This window comes from Acidovorax facilis, from assembly GCF_023913775.1.
In the GTDB taxonomy this organism is placed as follows: domain Bacteria; phylum Pseudomonadota; class Gammaproteobacteria; order Burkholderiales; family Burkholderiaceae_C; genus Acidovorax; species Acidovorax facilis.
On record NZ_JAMXAX010000003.1, the window covers coordinates 1 to 19,232 of the forward strand.

Annotated in this window: 18 protein-coding genes and 1 rRNA gene; 17 read left to right on the plus strand and 2 right to left on the minus strand. The window is 61.8% G+C overall.

The window, feature by feature from the left end; translation table 11 throughout:
- The first annotated feature begins 2 nt into the window (after positions 1-2).
- The 12 genes from rrf to NFX52_RS01880 all read left to right on the plus strand — a co-directional run bounded on the left by rrf (position 3) and on the right by NFX52_RS01880 (position 12,220).
- Positions 3-115: ribosomal RNA gene (gene rrf / locus NFX52_RS01825) — 5S ribosomal RNA — on the plus strand.
- An 87-nt stretch (positions 116-202) separates the two neighbouring features.
- Positions 203-955, plus strand: coding sequence for a 16S rRNA pseudouridine(516) synthase (locus NFX52_RS01830; RefSeq protein WP_055397193.1), 753 nt, complete (start codon positions 203-205; stop codon positions 953-955).
- 270 nt (positions 956-1,225) lie between these two features.
- Entirely contained in the window at positions 1,226-2,209 is a 984-nt protein-coding gene (locus NFX52_RS01835) for a YncE family protein (protein ID WP_055397191.1), read from the plus strand.
- A gap of 38 nt (positions 2,210-2,247) precedes the next feature.
- Entirely contained in the window at positions 2,248-3,039 is a 792-nt protein-coding gene (locus NFX52_RS01840; RefSeq protein WP_370541922.1) for a polysaccharide deacetylase family protein, read from the plus strand.
- Between the two features lie 83 nt (positions 3,040-3,122).
- On the plus strand, positions 3,123-4,136 hold the full coding sequence (locus tag NFX52_RS01845) for a sterol desaturase family protein (protein ID WP_055397187.1): 1,014 nt from the start codon (positions 3,123-3,125) through the stop codon (positions 4,134-4,136).
- A gap of 26 nt (positions 4,137-4,162) precedes the next feature.
- Positions 4,163-5,113 carry an EI24 domain-containing protein gene (locus tag NFX52_RS01850; RefSeq protein WP_369801337.1) on the plus strand — a complete coding sequence of 317 codons (951 nt, stop codon included), beginning with the start codon at positions 4,163-4,165 and terminating at the stop codon, positions 5,111-5,113.
- Entirely contained in the window at positions 5,110-5,931 is an 822-nt protein-coding gene (locus NFX52_RS01855) for a competence/damage-inducible protein A (protein WP_055397185.1), read from the plus strand. The genes NFX52_RS01850 and NFX52_RS01855 overlap by 4 nt, the downstream gene beginning before the upstream one ends.
- A 174-nt stretch (positions 5,932-6,105) precedes the next feature.
- On the plus strand, positions 6,106-7,521 hold the full coding sequence (glnA, locus tag NFX52_RS01860; protein WP_055397183.1) for a type I glutamate--ammonia ligase: 1,416 nt from the start codon (positions 6,106-6,108) through the stop codon (positions 7,519-7,521).
- Positions 7,522-7,733: 212 nt separating this feature from the next.
- On the plus strand, positions 7,734-8,252 hold the full coding sequence (locus NFX52_RS01865) for a hypothetical protein (RefSeq protein WP_055397181.1): 519 nt from the start codon (positions 7,734-7,736) through the stop codon (positions 8,250-8,252).
- Positions 8,253-8,344: 92 nt separating this feature from the next.
- Complete coding sequence (gene glnL, locus NFX52_RS01870) at positions 8,345-9,367, plus strand: nitrogen regulation protein NR(II) (RefSeq protein ID WP_010457747.1); 1,023 nt, start codon at positions 8,345-8,347, stop codon at positions 9,365-9,367.
- Between the two features lie 50 nt (positions 9,368-9,417).
- Entirely contained in the window at positions 9,418-11,088 is a 1,671-nt protein-coding gene (ntrC, locus tag NFX52_RS01875) for a nitrogen regulation protein NR(I) (protein WP_055397177.1), read from the plus strand.
- A 193-nt stretch (positions 11,089-11,281) separates the two neighbouring features.
- Positions 11,282-12,220 (plus strand): ferritin-like domain-containing protein, encoded by a 939-nt coding sequence (locus NFX52_RS01880; protein ID WP_055397175.1) that lies wholly within the window; start codon positions 11,282-11,284, stop codon positions 12,218-12,220.
- Positions 12,221-12,424: 204 nt separating this feature from the next.
- On the opposite strand, the gene xth is transcribed toward NFX52_RS01880, so the two are convergent.
- Entirely contained in the window at positions 12,425-13,201 is a 777-nt protein-coding gene (xth, locus tag NFX52_RS01885; protein WP_055397173.1) for an exodeoxyribonuclease III, read from the minus strand.
- A 564-nt stretch (positions 13,202-13,765) separates the two neighbouring features.
- Here xth and NFX52_RS01890 point away from each other — a divergent pair.
- The 5 genes from NFX52_RS01890 (at position 13,766) to NFX52_RS01910 (ending at position 17,885) form a co-directional block, all read left to right on the plus strand.
- Positions 13,766-14,758 carry a MarR family transcriptional regulator gene (locus NFX52_RS01890; RefSeq protein WP_055397171.1) on the plus strand — a complete coding sequence of 331 codons (993 nt, stop codon included), beginning with the start codon at positions 13,766-13,768 and terminating at the stop codon, positions 14,756-14,758.
- A 111-nt stretch (positions 14,759-14,869) separates the two neighbouring features.
- The gene (locus tag NFX52_RS01895; protein ID WP_055397169.1) at positions 14,870-15,133 is read left to right on the plus strand and encodes a helix-turn-helix domain-containing protein; all 264 of its coding nucleotides are present in this window, start codon (positions 14,870-14,872) and stop codon (positions 15,131-15,133) included.
- Complete coding sequence (locus NFX52_RS01900; protein ID WP_055397167.1) at positions 15,130-16,479, plus strand: type II toxin-antitoxin system HipA family toxin; 1,350 nt, start codon at positions 15,130-15,132, stop codon at positions 16,477-16,479. Before NFX52_RS01895 ends, NFX52_RS01900 begins: the two co-directional genes overlap by 4 nt.
- A 42-nt stretch (positions 16,480-16,521) precedes the next feature.
- Positions 16,522-17,184, plus strand: a complete 663-nt coding sequence (locus NFX52_RS01905; protein WP_055397165.1) for a DUF1889 family protein — start codon at positions 16,522-16,524, stop codon at positions 17,182-17,184.
- A complete protein-coding gene (locus NFX52_RS01910; protein WP_055397163.1) occupies positions 17,181-17,885 on the plus strand; it encodes a PIN domain-containing protein in 705 nt (234 codons plus the stop codon). Before NFX52_RS01905 ends, NFX52_RS01910 begins: the two co-directional genes overlap by 4 nt.
- Before the next feature lie 149 nt (positions 17,886-18,034).
- Here the strand turns inward: NFX52_RS01910 and NFX52_RS01915 are convergent.
- Positions 18,035-19,143 (minus strand): IS3 family transposase gene (locus NFX52_RS01915; protein ID WP_369801336.1). Its coding sequence is split into 2 segments (ribosomal slippage): positions 18,035-18,894 and positions 18,894-19,143, totalling 1,110 coding nucleotides; the frame shifts between segments, so codons are not numbered across the junction.
- Between the last annotated feature and the right edge of the window lie 89 nt (positions 19,144-19,232).

Consider the following 19,232-nt stretch of genomic DNA (forward strand, 5'->3'; position numbering starts at 1 on the left):
TGCCTGATGACCATAGCAAGTTGGTACCACTCCTTCCCATCCCGAACAGGACAGTGAAACGACTTTGCGCCGATGATAGTGCGGGTTCCCGTGTGAAAGTAGGTCATCGTCAGGCTCTTACAGCCCAAATCGCCCTTCTGCTCAATTGAGTAGAGGGGCGTTTTGCTTTGTGATTCAAGAATTCTCTTTTCTGCCCCTTTCTATGCAGCTCCAGGATATTTTGTATTCCCAAGGTTTTGGCACCCGCCGTGTCTGTGCGGGGCTGGTTCAGCAAGGCTGGGTTTCTATACGCGGGCCATCGTCTGATCGTCAGGATTACGAGCCGTGCGTCGATGCGACCGCCGAGCTGGACCCAGAAGGCCTGCAGCTGCAGGTCCAAGGCGTCAATTGGCCCTACCACGCTAAAGCCTATGTGCTGCTGCACAAACCAGCGGGGACAGAGTGCTCTCAAAAACCCTCAACCTATCCCAGCATCTATACCTTGTTGCCAGCCCCTTTGCGGCAACGGCCGACAAAAAGCGCGGTGCAAGGGGTGCAGGCCGTAGGACGGCTGGACCAAGACACCACCGGTTTGCTGTTGTTGAGCGATGACGGGCAATTCATTCACCGCGTGAGTTCGCCCAAGAAACATGTGCCCAAGGTTTATCAGGTCACTACCAAACATCCAGTCGATGAAAAACAGATATCGAGCTTGTTGGCGGGGGTGGTTCTGGACGATGACCCCAAGCCTGTAAAAGCTGCGGCTTGTGAGCAGACTGCGAGCCATCGGCTGGACCTCACCCTGACCGACGGCAAGTACCATCAGGTCAAGCGCATGCTTGCTGCCGTCGGTAATCGTGTAGAGGGATTGCATCGGTCGCAGATCGGTGCTCTGGTGTTGCCCGCTGACCTGCCTCCTGGGGCATGGAAATGGCTCAGTCAGGAGGATCTGTCCTTGCTGGTTCAGTCGTCCTGAAGGGTATGGGCCCGATGGTGAAGCGCTACTTGGTGCGCGATCTGGCTAAGCGAAGCGACCGTTACACCTCTGAAGAGATCCGACGATGACGAGAGCGTGGCGGCGAATGCGCTGACTTGACGAATCCATGATGAGCCCCAGTGGTTGCCAGTCGAGTGAGATGCTCTTTTGCTCGTCGAAATTCGTTCCACATCAAGAATGTTACGTGTTCTCCCCCAAGGTATTGGTAAGTGCACAGCTACACTTCTTGGCTGTGTTGAAAGTGGTTCTGTGAAGATTTTCTCGATTGCACGCGCGTGCGCTGTCTTGGGTGGGCTGTGGGTCTCAATAGGGGGGGCACTGGCTGCCGCGCCTCCACTGTTTGTGCTGAACTCCCTCGAAGCCAATGTCAGTGTTATTGACCCGGTGACCTGGACCGAGACGGCCCGCATTCCGACGGGCAAGGAGCCGCACCATCTGTATCTCACGCCGGATGAGAAGTCGATCATTGTGGCCAATGCGTTGGGGGATACGCTGACGTTTCTGGATCCGCGCACCGCGCAGATTCAGCGCACGGTGCGGGGCATTGTGGACCCATACCACCTGCGGTTCACACCCGACATGAAGTGGTTCATCACCGCTGCCAATCGTTTGAACCATGTGGATTTTTACCGTTGGGACGGGAAGGAGTTGACCCTCGTCCAGCGGGTGGCCACCTCCCGGACTCCCAGCCATTTGTGGATCGACAGTCGCAGCACCACGGTGTATTCCACCATGCAGGATAGCGATGAGCTGGTGGCCATCGATATCGCAACGCAGACGATCAAGTGGCGCACCAAGACGGGTGCCATGCCGGCGGACGTATATGGCAGCCCAGACGACAAGCGCCTTTTTGTGGGCCTGACGGGTAGCGACAGCGTGGAGGTATTTGACGTCTCGGGACGCGAGCCCGTGAGCATCAAGAAGATCAAAACGGGCAATGGTGCCCACGCCTTTCGCGCAGCTGGCGACGGGCGCCACCTGTATGTCAGCAACCGGGTGGCCAATTCCATCAGCAAGATCGACATGACCACCCAGCAGGTGGTCGAATCCTATCCGGTACCCGGTGGGCCGGACTGTATGGAAGTGTCGGCCGATGGCCGCTTCATTTATGTGAGTTCCCGCTGGGCGCGCAAGCTCTCTGTGGTGGATACCGAGGCCAAGAAGGTCGTGCGGCAGGTCACTGTGGGCAAGTCGCCCCATGGCGTATGGACGTTGCAACACGCGCCCCGCTGATTGGCGATGGTGTGCGGGCGTCGGCGCCTCGCAGGGGAGTGTCTCTGCGATTTTGTTTTGCTATATATTTTGTAGCTGCAAGCGTTTTTATATCCAGCGCTAGTGCCCAAAAAGACTGTAAAAAGCCTCTCTATCTGACCTTCGATACTGGCCATATGGCCGTGGCGCCTTTGGTCGCCGACGTTCTCGCACGCCAGCAGGTACGCGTGACGTTTTTCGCCGCCAACGAACGCACCCAGGAAGGGGATGGCAGCCTGGGCGCCCACTGGGCTTCCTGGTGGCACGCTCGGGCCGCAGAGGGGCACGAATTTGCATCCCACACCTGGGACCACACCTATTGGCGCGCGGATCTGGGATCGGCTCAGGCCCCTTCGTTCCGTGTTCGACCATCGGCCGGACCGCGCGCTGGGCAGGATTTTGTGCTGACGGCAGCCGGTTACTGTGAGGAGATCGCTCGGGCCGCAGATCGGTTGAAGCACGTGACCGGCAAAACACCCTTGCCTTTGTTTCGCGCCCCAGGTGGAAAGACTTCGCCGCAGTTGCTTGCCAGTGCGCGCGCATGTGGGTACACGCATGTGGGGTGGTCACCAGCAGGATTCTTGGGCGATGAGTTGCCCAGTGAAAAGGCCAGCAACACCGCGCTGCTGAACAAGGCTTTGCGGGATGTGCGCAGTGGTGACATTCTGCTTGCGCACCTGGGGATCTGGTCGCGCAAGGACCCCTGGGCGCCTGCCGTGCTGGAGCCGCTGATCGTCGGGCTTAAGGAGCGCGGATTCTGTTTTCGCACGCTGCGAGAGCATCCTGACTACGCGCCTTTAATGGGGCGCTGACTACAGTGGTGGAGGCGAGGCAAATCGTGGAGGCCGTTCGGAGCAAGGGCGTGTGTGGTGAGAGATAGACGGAGCATGACGCAATGGGTTGGCTAGGCAATGGGTTTGATGCGGCTCAGCAATGGCTTTTCGAGAGCTTGTTGCAGCCAGTGATGTTTGCTATCGGTTTGGGGAACCAGCTCGAAAATGGCTACGAGGCCGCTGGATGGGTGCTGGTGGGGCTGCTGCAGCTGGTGGTGATCGCGGCAGTGATTGGCCCATTGCAGCATTGGCGGCCGGTAGAGGCTGTGACCGACCGCGCGACGATCCGCACCGACATTCTCTACACGCTGATTCACCGGCTGGGGCTGTTTCGCCTGGGTCTCTTCCTCGCGGTGGATCCGTTGATGGATTCCATCTTTGGGGCATTGCGAGTGGCTGGCATCAGCACCTTCCAGCTTGATGGCCTCTGGCCTGGGTTCACCGACGTACCCTGGGTCAGCCTGCTGCTGTACCTAGTGGTGTTCGACTTCGTGGACTACTGGATTCACCGGGGGCAGCACCACTTTGAATGGTGGTGGCGCCTGCATTCCTTGCACCACGCGCAGCGCCAGATGACCATGTGGAGCGACAACCGCAACCATCTGCTGGACGACGTGCTGCGCGACACCATCCTCGTGGTGGTGGCGCAGCTCATTGGCGTTGCACCTGGGCAGTTCATCGCTATCGTGGCCATCACGCAGCTGAGCGAGAGTTTCCAGCACGCCAATGTGCGCCTGTGGTTTGGGCGCTGGGGCGAGCGGCTGTGGATCAGCCCGCGTTTTCACCGCATGCACCACAGCATCGGCATTGGCCACGAGACCGTCCAACCATTGTCGGAGGAGGCTGCCGCTGCGCAAGGCGCCAGATACCGCGTGGTGCTGGGCGGGCACAACTTCGGCGTATTGCTGCCCTGGTGGGACATGCTGATGCGCACGGCCAACTTCGAATTGCGTTTTGATCCCACGGGCGTGCGCGATCAGGTGGAGCCGGGGCCAGACGGGCGCTTGCGCGACTATGGCAGGGGCTTTTGGTCGCAGCAATGGCAAGGTGTTCTAAGGCTGCTGGGCAAGGCCTGAAAGACCCTCCACGCGGTCAAGAAGGTATGCTTGCCGGCATGGGACTTTTGCTTGATTCTTTCTGGCGTGCTGCGGCCTATTGCCTGCGGCCCCGCGTCATGGCTCTGTCCGTTTTGCCGTTGCTGCTGATGGTGGCGCTGGCGTTGGGGCTGGGCTATTTTTATTGGGACGGAGCCGTGCAGGGCATGCGCGCGCTGCTGGATGCTTCTCCGCTTCTGGCCAGCTTCTGGAATTGGCTGCAAGGGTGGGGGTTGGGTGATGTCACCTCCGTCGTGGCGCCCCTCATGGTGGTTTTGGCGGTGGCTCCGGCTTTGGTGGTGGTCTCGCTGCTGGTGGTCGCGGTCCTCATGACCCCCGCATTGGTGGCGTTGGTGGCGGATCGGCGCTTCCCTGTGCTGGAGCGCAAGAAGGGTGGCTCCTTCATCGCCAGCGTGGTTTGGTCGGTCAGCTCCACCGTGCTGGCATTGATCGCCTTGGTGGTGTCGGTGCCCCTGTGGCTGGTGCCACCGCTGGTGCTCATCCTGCCCCCCTTGATCTGGGGGTGGCTGACCTACCGCGTGATGGTGTTTGATGCGCTGGCTGACCATGCCAGCAAGGAAGAGCGGCAAGAGATTTTCCGCCGCCACCGCAGCAGCCTGCTGGGCATTGGCATTCTCACCGGCTACCTCGGGGCGGCGCCCAGCATCGTGTGGGCCTCGGGCGTGGTCTTTGCTGCGGCTTTTTTTATCCTGGTGCCGCTTGCGATCTGGATCTACACCCTGGTTTTTGCGTTCTCTTCCCTCTGGTTCACCCACTATTGCCTGGCAGCCCTGGAGCGCTTGCGCGCAGAGGGCGCAGGGGGAACACCCGTTGAAGGGTTTACCCCGAAGGCTGCAGACGCGGGGGAGCCCGCGCATTCCGCGCTGCCGCCTGCGGCGTCACCCACTGCTGTTCTTTCTGCCCCCCCATCTCCTGCCAACGGAACCCCTGCACCATGACCCCATCTTTCGGCCTGATCATCGTGGGTGATGAAATTCTGTCCGGCAAGCGTGCCGACAAGCACATGCCCAAGGTCATCGAGCTGCTGTCAGCGCGAGGGCTTTCGCTGGCCTACGCCGACTACGTGGGCGACAACCCGGACCGCATCACGGCCACGCTGCAGCGCGCTTTTGCGTCGGGTGATGTGGTGTTTTCCTGCGGTGGCATTGGCGCAACGCCGGACGACCACACCCGCCAATGCGCCGCGCGCGCCCTGGGCCGGGACCTGGTACTACACCCCGACGCTGAGGCTCTGATCCGCGAGCGCATGCAGGACGTGGCCCAGGAGCAGGGTGTGACGTATGAGCCGGACCGTCCCGACAACGTGCACCGGCTCAACATGGGGGTGTTTCCGGCAGGTGCCCACATCATTCCCAACCCTTACAACAAGATCCCCGGGTTCAGCTGCGAGGGCGGTCGTGGAGGGGCCGTGCATTTTGTTCCTGGATTCCCTGTCATGGCCTGGCCGATGATCGAGTGGGTGCTGGACCAGCACTACGCAGCGTTGTTCAACCGCACGCCACAGACCGAGCAGTCGGTGGTGGTCTATGGGGCCATGGAAGCGGCTTTGACGCCCCTCATGGAGCGCATCGAAAAAACGCACCCGAACGTTCGGGTGTTCAGTTTGCCCAGCGTGGATCATCCACAATACGGGCGGCATATTGAACTGGGTGTCAAAGGTCCTGCTCCCCTCGTTCCCGCTGCATGGCAGGATCTGAAACGGGGTTTGCACGAGTTTGGTGCAAATTGCGGCCCCGAATTGGTGCGCAGCTTGTGATGCCCTGTGTTGATAGCAGGTTTGCACTAAATTGGTGCGGCTCGGCGGGTGCGCCCTCGGACTGCAGTCCTTAGTGCTCCTTCATAGTGCGGCGGCTGCACCCAGCTGGCACGCAAACTGCTTTTATTTCAGCAAATTCCTTTTTTCAACAAGCGCTTTATCCAGGAGAACCTGATGGCCAAGACCGTTGCAGACGTGATGAAGATGGTGAAGGAGAACGAAGTCAAGTTCGTTGACTTCCGTTTCACCGATACCCGTGGCAAGGAACAGCACGTGACCGTGCCTGTGTCCCACTTCGACGAAGACAAGTTCACGTCCGGCCATGCATTTGATGGCTCCTCGGTAGCCGGCTGGAAGGGCATTGAAGCCTCGGACATGCAACTCATGCCCGACCCCAGCACCGCCAACATCGACCCCTTCTTTGAAGAAACCACGCTGTTCCTGCAGTGCGATGTGATCGAACCCGGTGATGGCAAGGCCTACGACCGCGATCCACGCTCCATCGCCAAGCGCGCTGAAGCCTACCTCAAGGCCTCCGGCCTGGGCGATACGGCGTTCTTCGGCCCAGAGCCAGAATTCTTCATCTTCGACGGCGTGCGTTGGTCCAACGAACCCGGCAAGGTCATGTTCGAGATCGAAGAGTACGAAGCCCCCTGGAACTCGGGCGCCAAGCTCGAAGGCGGCAACCGTGGTCACCGTCCCACCGTCAAGGGTGGCTACTTCCCAGTGCCTCCCGTCGACAGCACGCAAGACATGCGCGCTGAGATGTCCCTGATCCTCGAATCCCTGGGCATCCCGGTCGAAGTGTTCCACCACGAAGTGGCGGGCGCTGGCCAGAACGAAATTGGCACGCGTTTCAGCACGCTGGTCGAGCGCGCCGACTGGACGCAGGTCCTGAAGTATGTGGTCTGGAACGTGGCCAACGCCTACGGCAAGACCGCCACCTTCATGCCCAAGCCCTACGCTGGCGACAACGGCTCCGGAATGCACGTGCACCAGTCCATCTGGAAGGACGGCAAGAACCTGTTCGCTGGCGATGGCTATGCCGGCCTGAGCGACTTTGCGCTGTACTACATCGGCGGCATCATCAAGCACGCACGTGCCCTGAACGCCATCACCAACCCCGGCACCAATTCGTACAAGCGCCTGGTTCCTGGCTTTGAAGCCCCTGTGAAGCTGGCCTACTCGGCCCGCAACCGCTCGGCCTCGATCCGCATTCCTTACGTGGCCAACCCCAAGGGCCGCCGCATCGAAGCGCGTTTCCCCGATCCATCGGCCAACCCATACCTGTGCTTCTCGGCACTGATGATGGCAGGCCTGGATGGCGTGGAAAACAAGATCCATCCCGGCGAAGCCGCCACGAAGGATCTGTACCATCTGCCGCCCGAAGAAGACAAGCTGGTGCCCACCGTGTGCCACAGCCTGGACCAAGCGCTCGAGTATCTGGACAAGGACCGTGGTTTCCTTACCAAGGGTGGCGTCTTTTCCGACTCCATGCTGGATGCCTACATCGAACTCAAGATGGGCGAAGTCACGCGTTTCCGCATGGCACCTCACCCTGTCGAGTACGACATGTACTACTCCCTGTAATCGCCTGCCTGCAGACCATTACCCTCAAAAAGGCGGCCCCGGCCGCCTTTTTTTATTGCGCTCAAGGATCGGGTTTCGCTGAAACGGAACCACTGGCTGGGCCGTTGCATCCTTGTACAAAGCCCTGTGCGGGGCTGCTGGTGTTGGATTGGCGATGTGTGGCGATTGGGGGATACTCCTCGAACCCCTGCATGGCAGTGCGAGGAAACCGAATGAAGAAAACGCTCATCACCCTGTTACTGATCGCCGCGACGGCTCCCGCCGCATGGGCGCAAGACCGTATCTACCGTTGCGGCAACGAATACACCAACAACGCCCAGCAGGCCAAGGAGCGCGGCTGCAAGCTAGTTGAGGGGGGTAACGTCACCGTGGTCCAGGGCACCCGACCTGCAGGCGCCGCAACGGCAGCACCAGCGGCGGGAACCGGGGCTGGGGCGGGCACAGCTCCCGCCGCATCTCCCCCGTCTGCACCCCGTGTCGCCACCAACGACCAGAAGGCCCGCGATGCCGATGCCCGTGCCATCCTCGAATCCGAGTTGCGCAAGGCCGAGGCGCGCCATGCCGAGCTGGTGAAGGAATACAACGGTGGCGCGCCGGAGCGCAACGCGCTCGACCTGCGCAACCCGCAGCGCTACATGGAGCGCACGGCAGAACTCAAGGCCAGCGTCGCCCGCAGCGAAAGCGATATCGCAGGCATCAAGCGCGAAATCGCCCGTCTTCCGGCCAACTGAGTCTCTTTCCCTCGTTTGGCACGCGTGTGAGTTCCTCACCCTTTACAGAAGCCCCAGCCTCCGACACGGGGCGCTTTCATTCGCTGGACCTGATGTCCACCCTGGTGGCGGTGCTGCGCGCCGATGGCGCCGTGCAATTCGCCAATGCAGCGCTGGAGAACGCGCTCGGCCTGTCGCGCCGCACCCTGGAGGGGGTGGACTTCTCCACCTTCTTCACCGACCCCGCCTTGCTACAGACCGCATTGGCGGGCGCGCGGGGCAAGGACTTCGCGGCCCTGCGGTATGAAGCCAGCCTCAAGCGCCAGCACCAGGACCCGGTGCCCGTGCATGTGAGCGTGGCCGATGCCGAGCAGGTCGGTGAAATCCTGGTGGAGCTGTGGCCGCTGGAGCAGCAGGCCCGCCAGGACCGCGAGGAGCGCCTGCTGGACCAGGCCCAGGCCAACAAGGAGTTGATCCGCAACCTGGCCCACGAGATCAAGAACCCGCTGGGCGGGATTCGCGGTGCTGCGCAACTGCTGGAGATGGAGCTTGAAAGCCGCGAACTGACCGAGTACACCCAGGTCATCATCCACGAGGCCGACCGCTTGCAAAGCCTGGTAGATCGGCTGCTGGCACCCCATCGCCATCCCCACCTGGTAGGTGACGTCAATATCCATGAGGTGTGCGAGCGCGTGCGGTCTCTGGTGCTGGTGGAATACCCCCAGGGCCTCAAGGTGCTGCGCGACTACGACACCTCGATCCCTGAGTTCCGTGGCGACCGCGCCCAGCTCATCCAGGCACTGCTGAACATCGTACAGAACGCAGCCCAGGCGCTGACCGAGCGCATCGCAGAGGGTGAGGCGACGATCACACTGCGCACCCGCGTTGCGAGACAAGTAACGTTTGGTCGCCAGCGCTATCGGCTGGCACTGGAATTGCATGTCATCGACAACGGACCGGGCGTGCCCGACGCGATCAAGGAGCGGATTTTTTACCCTCTGGTGTCGGGTCGGGACGGCGGGTCAGGGCTGGGGCTCACGTTGGCACAAACCTTCGTGCAGCGCCATCATGGGTTGATCGAATGCGACAGCGTACCGGGTCGCACCGATTTCCGTATCCTGATTCCCTTGCCTTAAAAGCGCAGATGGTCCCTGACACGCAACCACAGGGAAGGTAAGAAAAACATATGAAGCCGATCTGGATAGTAGATGACGACCCCTCGATCCGCTTCGTCCTCGAAAAGGCGCTGGCCCGCGAGAACCTGCCCACGCGCAGCTTCACGCACCCCCGCGAAGTGCTGGACGCGCTGGCCGATATCACCCCCGGCGACCCGGCGCGGCAGGGCCCTCAGGTCCTGGTAAGCGACATTCGCATGCCCGGGGGCTCTGGCCTTCAGTTGCTGGAGAAAGTCCGCGAACTGCAGCCCGGCCTGCCCGTCATCATCATGACGGCGTACTCCGACCTGGACAGCGCCGTGTCGGCCTTTCAGCGCGGCGCGTTCGAATACCTGCCCAAGCCATTTGACCTGCCCAAGGCGGTGGAGCTCATCCGCCGCGCGGTCGAAGAAAGCCAGCGCGAGGAAGTGACCGAAGAGCGCCAGGCCGAAGCCCCGGAGATGCTGGGCCAAGCTCCGGCGATGCAGGACGTGTTCCGCGCCATCGGCCGCTTGAGCCAAAGCCAGGTCACGGTGCTCATTACCGGCGAATCGGGCTCGGGCAAGGAACTGGTGGCGCGCGCGCTGCACAAGCACTCGCCGGTCGCAGACGGGCCCTTTGTCGCCATCAACACGGCGGCCATCCCCAAGGACCTGCTCGAATCTGAACTCTTCGGCCACGAGCGCGGCGCCTTCACCGGCGCGCAGACGCAGCGGCGCGGCCGCTTCGAGCAGGCCGAGGGCGGCACGCTGTTCCTCGATGAAATCGGCGACATGCCGTTTGACCTGCAGACGCGCCTGCTGCGTGTGCTGTCGGACGGCCAGTTCTACCGCGTGGGCGGCCATGCCGCCGTGAAGGCCCATGTGCGCGTGATCGCTGCTACCCACCAGGACCTGGAGCGGCGCGTGAAGGAGGGGGGCTTTCGCGAAGACTTGTTCCACCGCCTCAACGTCATCCGCCTGCGCTTGCCCGCGCTGCGCGAGCGGCATGAGGACGTGCCCGTGCTCACCCGCCATTTCCTGCAGCAAAGCGCGCGGCAGTTGGGCGTGGAGCCCAAGCGCATTGCCGACTCGGCCATCGCACGGCTGGAGCAGTTCGCCTTTCCGGGCAATGTGCGCCAGCTGGAGAACATCTGCCACTGGCTCACGGTGATGGCGCCCGCCCAGGTCATCTCGCTGCAGGATCTGCCGCCCGAAGTGCTGGAAGCGCCCCTTTACCAACCCGCTCCCCGACCCGGCAGTGATCCGTCTGCGGCGGTAGCTGCCGTGCACGCCGTTGCGGCCCCAATGCCAACCCCTGCGCCAGCGGTGGAGCTGGTGGGAGGGCTGCCACAACCTGCCACTGTCGCCACGCAGCCCCTGGTGGGCGGTCTTGCGGCCTCTGCCACCCCGGCGCTGGGCGCTACGCCCCACTGGCCCGCCGAGGCGCAGATGGCGACGGGTTCGGGCGGCATAGCTGCCACCGTTGGCACTGCGGCGACCTGGGAGCAGGCGCTGGAGACCGAGGCGCAGAAGCTGCTTGCGGGCGGCCAGCCCGAAGTGTGGGACGCCCTTACGCGGCGGTTCGAATCGCGCCTGATCCGCACCGCGCTCACGGCCACCCATGGGCGCCGCATGGAAGCCGCGCAGCGCCTGGGCATTGGTCGCAACACCATCACACGCAAGATCCAGGAGCTGGGCCTGGATGCGCCCGATGAGGCATAAAAATAGCCTCTAGCGCTTGATGGTAAAGCGTTAAATGCTATAAATTTTGTAGTGCTTGAAGTGGGTCTGTTTTGGCGGATGCCGGGGCAGGCACACCTCCCAATGTCCTACAAGCAGGCCCTCCTTGGGCCGACCCAGCCCTCCGGGAGTGACTTCAACAATAAAGGCACTGTCAACCAACCGGAGAGCTTCTATGTCGGATTTCAACGATGCCAACCGTGACCCTTTGACCAATGAACCGGGTTCCCATCCCGTCGGAACCGGGGTCGGTGCTGCCCTGGGCGGCGCCGCTGCGGGTGCCGCAGCAGGCGCCTTTGGCGGCCCGGTCGGCGCAGCCATTGGCGGCGTGGCCGGTGCGGTAGCCGGCGGCCTGGCGGGCAAGGCCGCCGCGGAGGCGGTCAACCCCACCGAGGAAGATGCCTACTGGCGCGAAAGCTTCCACCGCGAGCCTTATTACGTGGGTGGTCGCACCTACGAACAATACCGCCCTGCCTACGAACTGGGCTGGTCGTCGGTGGGCCGTTATGAAGGCGATTTTGAGGCGGTGGAACCTCGCCTGGCCGATGACTGGCGGGCGCGCCATTCGGACGGCCTGGCCTGGACGGATGCCCGCCCCGCCGCCCGCGCCGCCTGGGAACGGGTCTCGCGCTCCAGCCTGAACGACGACCGCCCCATGGATGTCGTGGACAACGAAGACGTGGTGGATGTGCTCAACGACCTACTGGAGTCGTCCCGCGATGGCGAATACGGCTTCACCGCCTGCGCCGAGCATGCCGACTCTGCCCAGCTCAAGAGCGTGTTCCAGCGCCATGCGCGCGAATGTGCGGCCGCCGCTGTCGAACTGGAGCACGAGGTGCGTCGCCTGGGGGGCGAGCCTGCTTCAGGCGGCACCGTGGCTGGCGCGCTGCACCGCGGCTGGGTGTCGGTGAAATCCGCCCTGTCGGTGCACGACGACAAGGCCGTGCTGCAGGAATGCGAACGCGGCGAGGACGCTGCCGTGGCCCGTTACCGCAAGGCCCTGAAGGCCACCCTGCCGCTGGATGTGCGGGCCCTGGTAGAGCGCCAGTCGCAGGGCGCGCAGCGCAACCACGATGAAGTACGTGGCCTGCGCGACACGTTCGCCAATAGCTGATAGGGCACAGCTTGCGCGCTGGGGTTTCGTTCAGGGGCTCACGGCGCGTCGCAAGTCATAGGCCATAGGCCGCAGGGATTTTTGGACGCAGGTTTCTTGCGCGCCGATTCCCCAAAAACAAAGGCTGCAAGGATTTTCCTTGCAGCCTTTTGTGTATGCCGGGCGTCCAGCTTGTTGCCGCACGGCCCGCGTCGTCAAGGGTTGTTATGCCATGGTGAGCACCACGGGCGCGTGGTCGCTGGGTTGTGGGTTCTTGCGGGGGGCGCGGTCTACCGTGCAGGCGGTCACACTCGCACGCAGTGCATCGCTCACCAGAATGTGGTCAATGCGCAGCCCCCGGTTCTTCTGAAACCCGAGCATGCGGTAGTCCCACCATGAGTAGCTTTTCTCGGGCTGCTCGAACATGCGGAAGGTGTCTGTCAGGCCCAGGGCAATCAGGTCCTGGAAATGCTGACGCTCTTCCACCGTGTGGTGGATGGTGTCTTTGAGCCCCACCGGGTCGAACGAATCGCGGTCTTCGGGCGCTACGTTGAAGTCACCCAGCAGCGCCAGGCGCGGGTGGGCCAGCAGCTCTTCACGCAGCCAGCGATGCAGCGCCGCAAGCCACAGCATCTTGTAGGCAAACTTCTCCGATCCCGGGGCCTGGCCGTTCACGAAGTAGCAGTTCACCAGACGCAGTTCCCCGTCGGGCGTGTCCAGCGTGGCGGCAATGACGCGGGCCTGCTCGTCCGTGTGCCCGGGGATGTTGCGCACCACGTCGCGCATGGCGTGGCGGCTCAGGATAGCGACGCCGTTGTAGGTCTTCTGGCCAAAAGTCACGGCCTCATAGCCTGCCTCCTTGAACGTGTCGTGCGGAAATTTGTCGTCGGTGAGCTTGAGCTCTTGCAGGCACAGCGCATCGACCGGGTTGGCCGCGAGCCAGGCCAGCACCTGGGGCAAGCGGACGGTGAGGGAGTTGACATTCCAGGTGGCAAGTTTCATATGTTTCGTAGTCTATTGATTTTGTTCGTATTTTTTATGAGGCATTGACGTCAATCCGTGCTGGCTACAAGTCTGGCTACAAATCTTGGGCGAGATGGTGTGACCTGCGCGGACATGATCGCCAAGCCACCTGTTTTGTAGCTGGGTGGCAGCCTGTTCGTGATCGGCGCGGACCTCTGCGCGCTCGTGGACAGCTTGAGGTGTGCTCCGCCACAGGGGTGGCTGGAGGCGCGGAATCTTGTGCTGCGCGTGCTGCTGTGGAGGAGTCCTTGGTTGCAGGATGCATGTCGCCGCTCAACCGCAACACAGTTGACCTGATCGCTCTGCGGCGTATCGACAGTTCGCGCTGATGCGCGAGACGGGGAAGGTTGGGGCTGGTCAATCATCGTGTGCTTGTGGGTCTGAGTCTGCATATTTATCCACGGCTTTTTGGATGATGCAACGGACGTAGTGGCAGCAACGAGGGAGGCGACGGCACCGATTTGGGTGCTTGCCGATAACGGTGCATCGCACTCTAACATTTGTTGTGTTATCGTGCTGAAGAAAAGTTAATTTGGTGGCTTGATGCAGAGTCTCGAGGAAGCAGTTCGCTCGTATCTTCATGACGTCTTGGGCTTGCCCGTCCGATGGATGGGGGCTTGGGCTCGTTCCGAAGAGCTGCCCTACTTTCTGCAAAGCGCCTTCCACTTCAAAGAGTTGGAGTTGGGCGGCCGGTCAGTTGTCTTGGCCATTGCTCAGTCGCGGCAGCAGGCTTCTCCAAGTGAGATTCGAAAGTGGTTCGACAAGGTCAGAACGTTGGACCAGGGGCTGGTCGTCTTCGTCGTTGAGGCCATGGCTTCGTATGAGCGCAAGCGGCTGATTGAGCAGAAGGTTCCCTTCATCGTTCCCGGGAATCAACTCTATCTACCGGACCTCGGGCTCGATCTGCGCGAGTACTTTCGGCGGCGCGCCCCGACATCGGATGGTGCGCTGAGCCCTTCCGCCCAGGCTCTTCTGATCACTGCCCTGCTGAGGCAGCCGTGGCAAGTCGAATGGCAACCGTCAGCCTTGGCGAGCACCCTGGGCTACACGGCCATGACGGTCTCTCGTGTTGCCAAGGAACTGATCGCCGCCGGGCTGGCGACGTCGTACTTCGTGGGGCGATCGCGCTGGCTGCGAATGGAGCTTTCGCCGCAGCAAACCTGGGAGCGAGCAAGGACCATGCTTCGCACGCCTGTCAAGCGAACCGTGTGGGTACCTGGAGATTCTGTAGCCGAGGTACCGTTACGGCTGGCAGGGCTCAGCGCCTTGGCCCGCTATTCGATGCTGGCCGAGCCGTCGAGGCCTGTCTACGCCATCGGGCCCGCGCAATGGAAGGCGGCAACCAAGGCTGGAGTTCAAGAACTGCTTGAGGCGATGCCGGGCGCGCACGAGTGGCAACTGTGGACCTACAACCCGGCCCTGATGCCAGACCGGGCGACGGTGGATCGGTTGTCGTTGATCCTCAGCATGCGGGACATCTTGGATGATCGTGTCCAGATCGCGTTGGGCGAAATGAAGGGGCAACTCCCATGGTGAGTGGCCTGACGTGGCTTGATGGACACTCATTGCAGTTGGTGGCTTGAGATTTTGTGTCCCGAGGGCTACATTATTGGGCTTGTGAGGTTGATTTGACGCCCGGGGGCTACAGTGACGACACTGTCCGATGTTGCCGAGATGCTCAGAAGTGCTCGCCGCGAAGCGGGACTGAGCCAGGATGAACTTGCCCAGCGGGCGGGCGTTGCGCGCACGACCGTGGCGCGGATGGAAAACTTGGCCAAGGGTGACATGAGCGTGTCCGCGCTGGTGCGCTTGCTCGAAGCCGCCGGCTACGACCTGAAGCTGGTGAAGCCTGGTCACGTGCGCACGGTCGACGACATCCTTGCCGAGCAGCGCCGAGGTGATTCCCCATGAAGCTCGATGTGCAGGTCAGCGGCAAGACCGTCGCCCAGCTTTACCGCGAACGCGACGAGTACGTCATGAGGTACCTGCCGGGCACCGATCCGGCCGATTTCGTCAGCCTGACCATGCCGGTGCGTGATGAACCTTGGCGCTGGCCGCGCGACCTGCATCCGTTCTTTCTCCAGAACCTGCCCGAAGGCTATCTGCTGAACATCATCCGCGAGGAGTTCGGGCCACTGCTCGATGGCACGGATTTGTCCCTGCTGGCAGTTGTTGGGGGCAGCGGCATCGGCCGTGTCACGGTCACCCCCGAGGGTGGCAAACCCGGCGTGGACATGGAGCCCCTGCAGATCGAGAGCCTTCTGACGGCGGAGAACACCGCCGAGCATTTCGCATCGCTGGTGCGCCGCTATGCCCGTGCATCGATTTCGGGCGTGGTGCCCAAGTTCATCGCGCCAGAAAGAACGCCCGACGAGGCACTGGGACCACTGGGCAAGCCCACGCTGCGCACCAGTCGCCACATCATCAAAGGCTCGGACGACAGCACGCCGTACCTCGGCTTCAACGAGTTCTACAGCATGCGGGTGTTGGAGCGCCTGAATGTGGTGCCGGTGGCCCGCACCCGCATGTCCGACGATGGCCGGGTGCTGGTGGTCGAACGCTTCGACGTGGACGAGCATGGCACGCCCACCCATGGGCTCGAAGATGCCTGCGGGCTGCTCGGCCTGCCGCCCCACGAAAAATACGCGACCACCACAGAGAAGGTGCTGAACGCCACGCGCGCCTACCTTCCGTCCGCCCAGCTACGTGTTCAGTTGGCGCAATTCGGCTGGCATGTGTTGACCAACTATGTGGTGCGCAACGCAGACTGTCACGCCAAAAACATCGCGCTGTCCTACACCCGACTCGGCGACGTAGGGTTCACGCCGGCCTACGACATCGTGACGACCCAGGCTTACCCGCGCTACGCGAACAACCCGCCAGGGCTGTCGATCGATGGCCGTCAGACCTGGGCGGCGGGCAAGGCGCTGCAGCGCTTCTTCAATGCGCGGCTCGGCATTGCGCCACGGCACTACGCTGAAATGGTCGAGCGCTTGTGCGAATCGGCGGTTCAGGTTGGCGACGAAGTGATCGAAGCGGCCAGGAACGAGCCGCGCTGGCGTCCGGTTGCCAAGCAGATGGTGCATGCGTGGAATGAAGGCATGGCATCGCTACGCGACCCGAAGAAGTCCGTAGCGCTCCGAGGCCTGGATGCAGCGATTACTGCGGCCGGGTTTTCCGACCCCGAGCCTCCTGAACAAACCCGCGTGACGATCGGCCGCTCTGAACTGTTGGCGCCGCAGCGGCGCAAACGATAGCTTTGCGGAAACTCCCATTATCCCGAGATAGGCTCAGCCGACATGACAGACAAGAATATCGAGGTCTTCCAAGACCTGTATTTGAAAGGCCGCTCATCGGCAAGCTCCATCCGAGCCGGCATCCTGGCCCAGGTTCAGGAACCCTGGCACCACGACCAGGAGCGGGAAGAAGAAATCCGGGGTCACGCAAGCGATGGCGAGGACGTGATCGTTCTCGTGAGAGATGCATTCGATGACGTTGATGAATCCGGCCTGGTGCTCTGGCAGAAGGGAGAAGGCTACAAAGTCTCCAACATCGTTCCACGCAATGTCGGTGAACTTGGCATCACCAAGTACAACATCATCCTGCGAGACTTCGTCGCCAGGATTGCAACGCCTGCCGCCAGCGTCAGCGGCTTCGATGTTGAACTGACTTCTCCCCATCAATCATTGGATGATTGGCTCGACGCAGAACCCGCAGCAGCATTGCGGCGTTTTTCGCGCTTGGCCAACAAGTCCACAGGTGCTGCGCATCCCATGGACAGGGAGCGGTGGTATGCCTTCCTGATCGCGACACACCACACATCGAAGCGCCTGGATACCGATCAACTCGTTCGCTGGCTCGTCGAGGTGGAACATTGGTCCGAAGACATGGCCCATGAATTGGCGATCGACTACGAATTTGCCCTCGGTCTTCTCGAGCAATATGACCAGTCGCGCTCATGAGCTTGAGTTCGCAGCAGGTTTCCCGCCTAGTGGGGCTGGGTTCGCCGGTGCTGTGCGTCGACACATGCACCGTGCTTGATGTGGTTCGCGACATCACGCGCGAGACCGTCACGACCGGCGATGTCAATGCCGGGCTTGCCTTGCTCTCGTTGGCCGAAGCGGGTTCCGGCCTGATCGTCCTCATGGCGGAGCAGGTCACCCTGGAAATCGCAAGCAACGTCGCGAGCGTGGAACAAGAGGCGCAAGCCGCCTTGCAGAAATTCCTGGCCCAGGCGCAGCGCATCCACGATGTGGCCACGGCCTTTGGTGCCCAAGGAAATCTCCAGATTCACCACCTCGACGGACATGTCAGCCGGGCCAAGCCGGTACTCGATCGTTGGAAGCAAGTCGCCCAGGTAGTGCCGCACAACGACGGCGTTGCCAGTCGAGCGTTCAGGCGCGTCAACGAGCCTCGTACCCCTGCTCGGCGCGGCAAGGAGTCAATGAAGGACTGCGTGATCGTCGAGGCCTACATCGAAGCCGCGAGCCAACTGCGTGCTGCCGGGCTGACAGCGCCCATCGTCTTTGCGTCGTCGAATACCAAGGAATACTTTGCGCCGAACACCAGACATCTCCAAAACGACATTGCTGGTGACCTTGCTGCGGTTGGCATGGAGTACGCCCCAAACTTCGGGGCCGCGAAGCACAGTCTCGGTCTGTAGTCGCAAGGACGTCAAAGTTGCTGGAGTACTTCGTCGGTCAGGTACGGGCGCTTTGCGCCTAGACATTGGCCCGCAGCGATAGCGCTGCACTTGCAAAGTGATCGGCTCTGGATAAGCTGGTGACCTGCCCCGATTCTTCGGACCACGAATTACTTGAGAGAAGTGGCTTCGTGGTCCTTGCCTGACATGGATTCGACGAACTGCGCCGGGGTCAGGTAGCCCAGTGCAGAGTGCGGTCGTACTGCGTTGTAATGGCGCCGCCATTGTTCAATCACGACCCGCGCTTCCGTGCGGTTTCGGAAGTATTCCATCGACAGGCACTCGTCGCGAAACTTGCCGTTGAAACTCTCATCGGTACCGTTCTGCCACGGCTTGCCCGGCTGCGACAGCGCCATCTGCAAGCCCTTGTCCGCGGCCCACTGCAACAACCGGGTCGAGACGAACTCCGGGCCATTGTCCGAGCGCAGAAACTTCGGCGCACCGCGTTCGCTGATCAGCCGGCTCAGTATCTCGACTACGCGCTCCGAACGAATGCTGCCCGCCACATCGATCGCCAGTGCCTCGCGCGTGTGTTCGTCGATCACCGTCAGGCACTTGAGTTTCTGACTGTTGGCGCAGGTGTCGAACACAAAGTCGTACGCCCACACATGGTTTGCTGCGGGCGCACGTTGCACATGGTCCCGCTGGCTTGCCACCCGCCGCCGCGGTCGTTTGCGCGGCACCTGCAAGCCCGCCTTGGTCCACAGCCGCCAGGTGCGCCCAATGCTCAGACTGAGTCCGGCACGGCGCAGGAAGATACGAATGCGCCGGTAGCCGTACCGTGGGTACTGACCCGCCAGCTTCTGCATCTGCTCGATCACCGGCCAATCCCGAACATCCAGTCGCGACACATAACCCAGGCAGGAGCGCGATACTTTGAGCAGCGCGCAGGCACGCCGCCTCGACAGCCCTTTACCTTCTGCAAGCAGCACCTGCGCCCGACGGGCGCAGGTGCTCACCATTTTTTTGACGCGATCTCCTTCATCACGTCGATCTCAAGGTCGCGTTCCGCAAGCATCTTCTTGAGCCGGGCGTTCTCCACTTCGAGCTGGCGCAGACGCTTGACCTCATCGGCGTTCATCGCGCCGAAGCGCTTTCTCCATGTGTAGATCGTCTGCTCGCTGACCCCATGCTTCTTCGACACCTCCGCCACCGGCGCCTTGTCGGCTTCGCGAAGGATCTTGACCATCTGCTCTTCTGAAAAACGGCTCTTGCGCATGACTTCCTCTCTGCTGTCGGAAGCCATCCTCTCAAGTTTCAACTGGTCCGAAAAGTCAGGAGCAGGTCACTGGGGTCAGGAGGTGGCGA

Bases quoted from the DNA above. Each gene is read 5' to 3' on its own strand.
- glnL (WP_010457747.1), top strand. From the start codon at position 8,345: ATGTCCACCCTGGTGGCGGTGCTGCGCGCCGATGGCGCCGTGCAATTC.
- NFX52_RS01890 (WP_055397171.1), top strand. From the start codon at position 13,766: ATGCAGAGTCTCGAGGAAGCAGTTCGCTCGTATCTTCATGACGTCTTG.
- ntrC (WP_055397177.1), top strand. From the start codon at position 9,418: ATGAAGCCGATCTGGATAGTAGATGACGACCCCTCGATCCGCTTCGTC.
- glnA (WP_055397183.1), top strand. From the start codon at position 6,106: ATGGCCAAGACCGTTGCAGACGTGATGAAGATGGTGAAGGAGAACGAA.
- NFX52_RS01880 (WP_055397175.1), top strand. From the start codon at position 11,282: ATGTCGGATTTCAACGATGCCAACCGTGACCCTTTGACCAATGAACCG.
- NFX52_RS01850 (WP_369801337.1), top strand. From the start codon at position 4,163: ATGCTTGCCGGCATGGGACTTTTGCTTGATTCTTTCTGGCGTGCTGCG.
- xth (WP_055397173.1), bottom strand. From the start codon at position 13,201: ATGAAACTTGCCACCTGGAATGTCAACTCCCTCACCGTCCGCTTGCCC.
- NFX52_RS01910 (WP_055397163.1), top strand. From the start codon at position 17,181: ATGAGCTTGAGTTCGCAGCAGGTTTCCCGCCTAGTGGGGCTGGGTTCG.
- NFX52_RS01905 (WP_055397165.1), top strand. From the start codon at position 16,522: ATGACAGACAAGAATATCGAGGTCTTCCAAGACCTGTATTTGAAAGGC.
- NFX52_RS01830 (WP_055397193.1), top strand. From the start codon at position 203: ATGCAGCTCCAGGATATTTTGTATTCCCAAGGTTTTGGCACCCGCCGT.
- NFX52_RS01900 (WP_055397167.1), top strand. From the start codon at position 15,130: ATGAAGCTCGATGTGCAGGTCAGCGGCAAGACCGTCGCCCAGCTTTAC.
- NFX52_RS01855 (WP_055397185.1), top strand. From the start codon at position 5,110: ATGACCCCATCTTTCGGCCTGATCATCGTGGGTGATGAAATTCTGTCC.
- NFX52_RS01865 (WP_055397181.1), top strand. From the start codon at position 7,734: ATGAAGAAAACGCTCATCACCCTGTTACTGATCGCCGCGACGGCTCCC.
- NFX52_RS01845 (WP_055397187.1), top strand. From the start codon at position 3,123: ATGGGTTGGCTAGGCAATGGGTTTGATGCGGCTCAGCAATGGCTTTTC.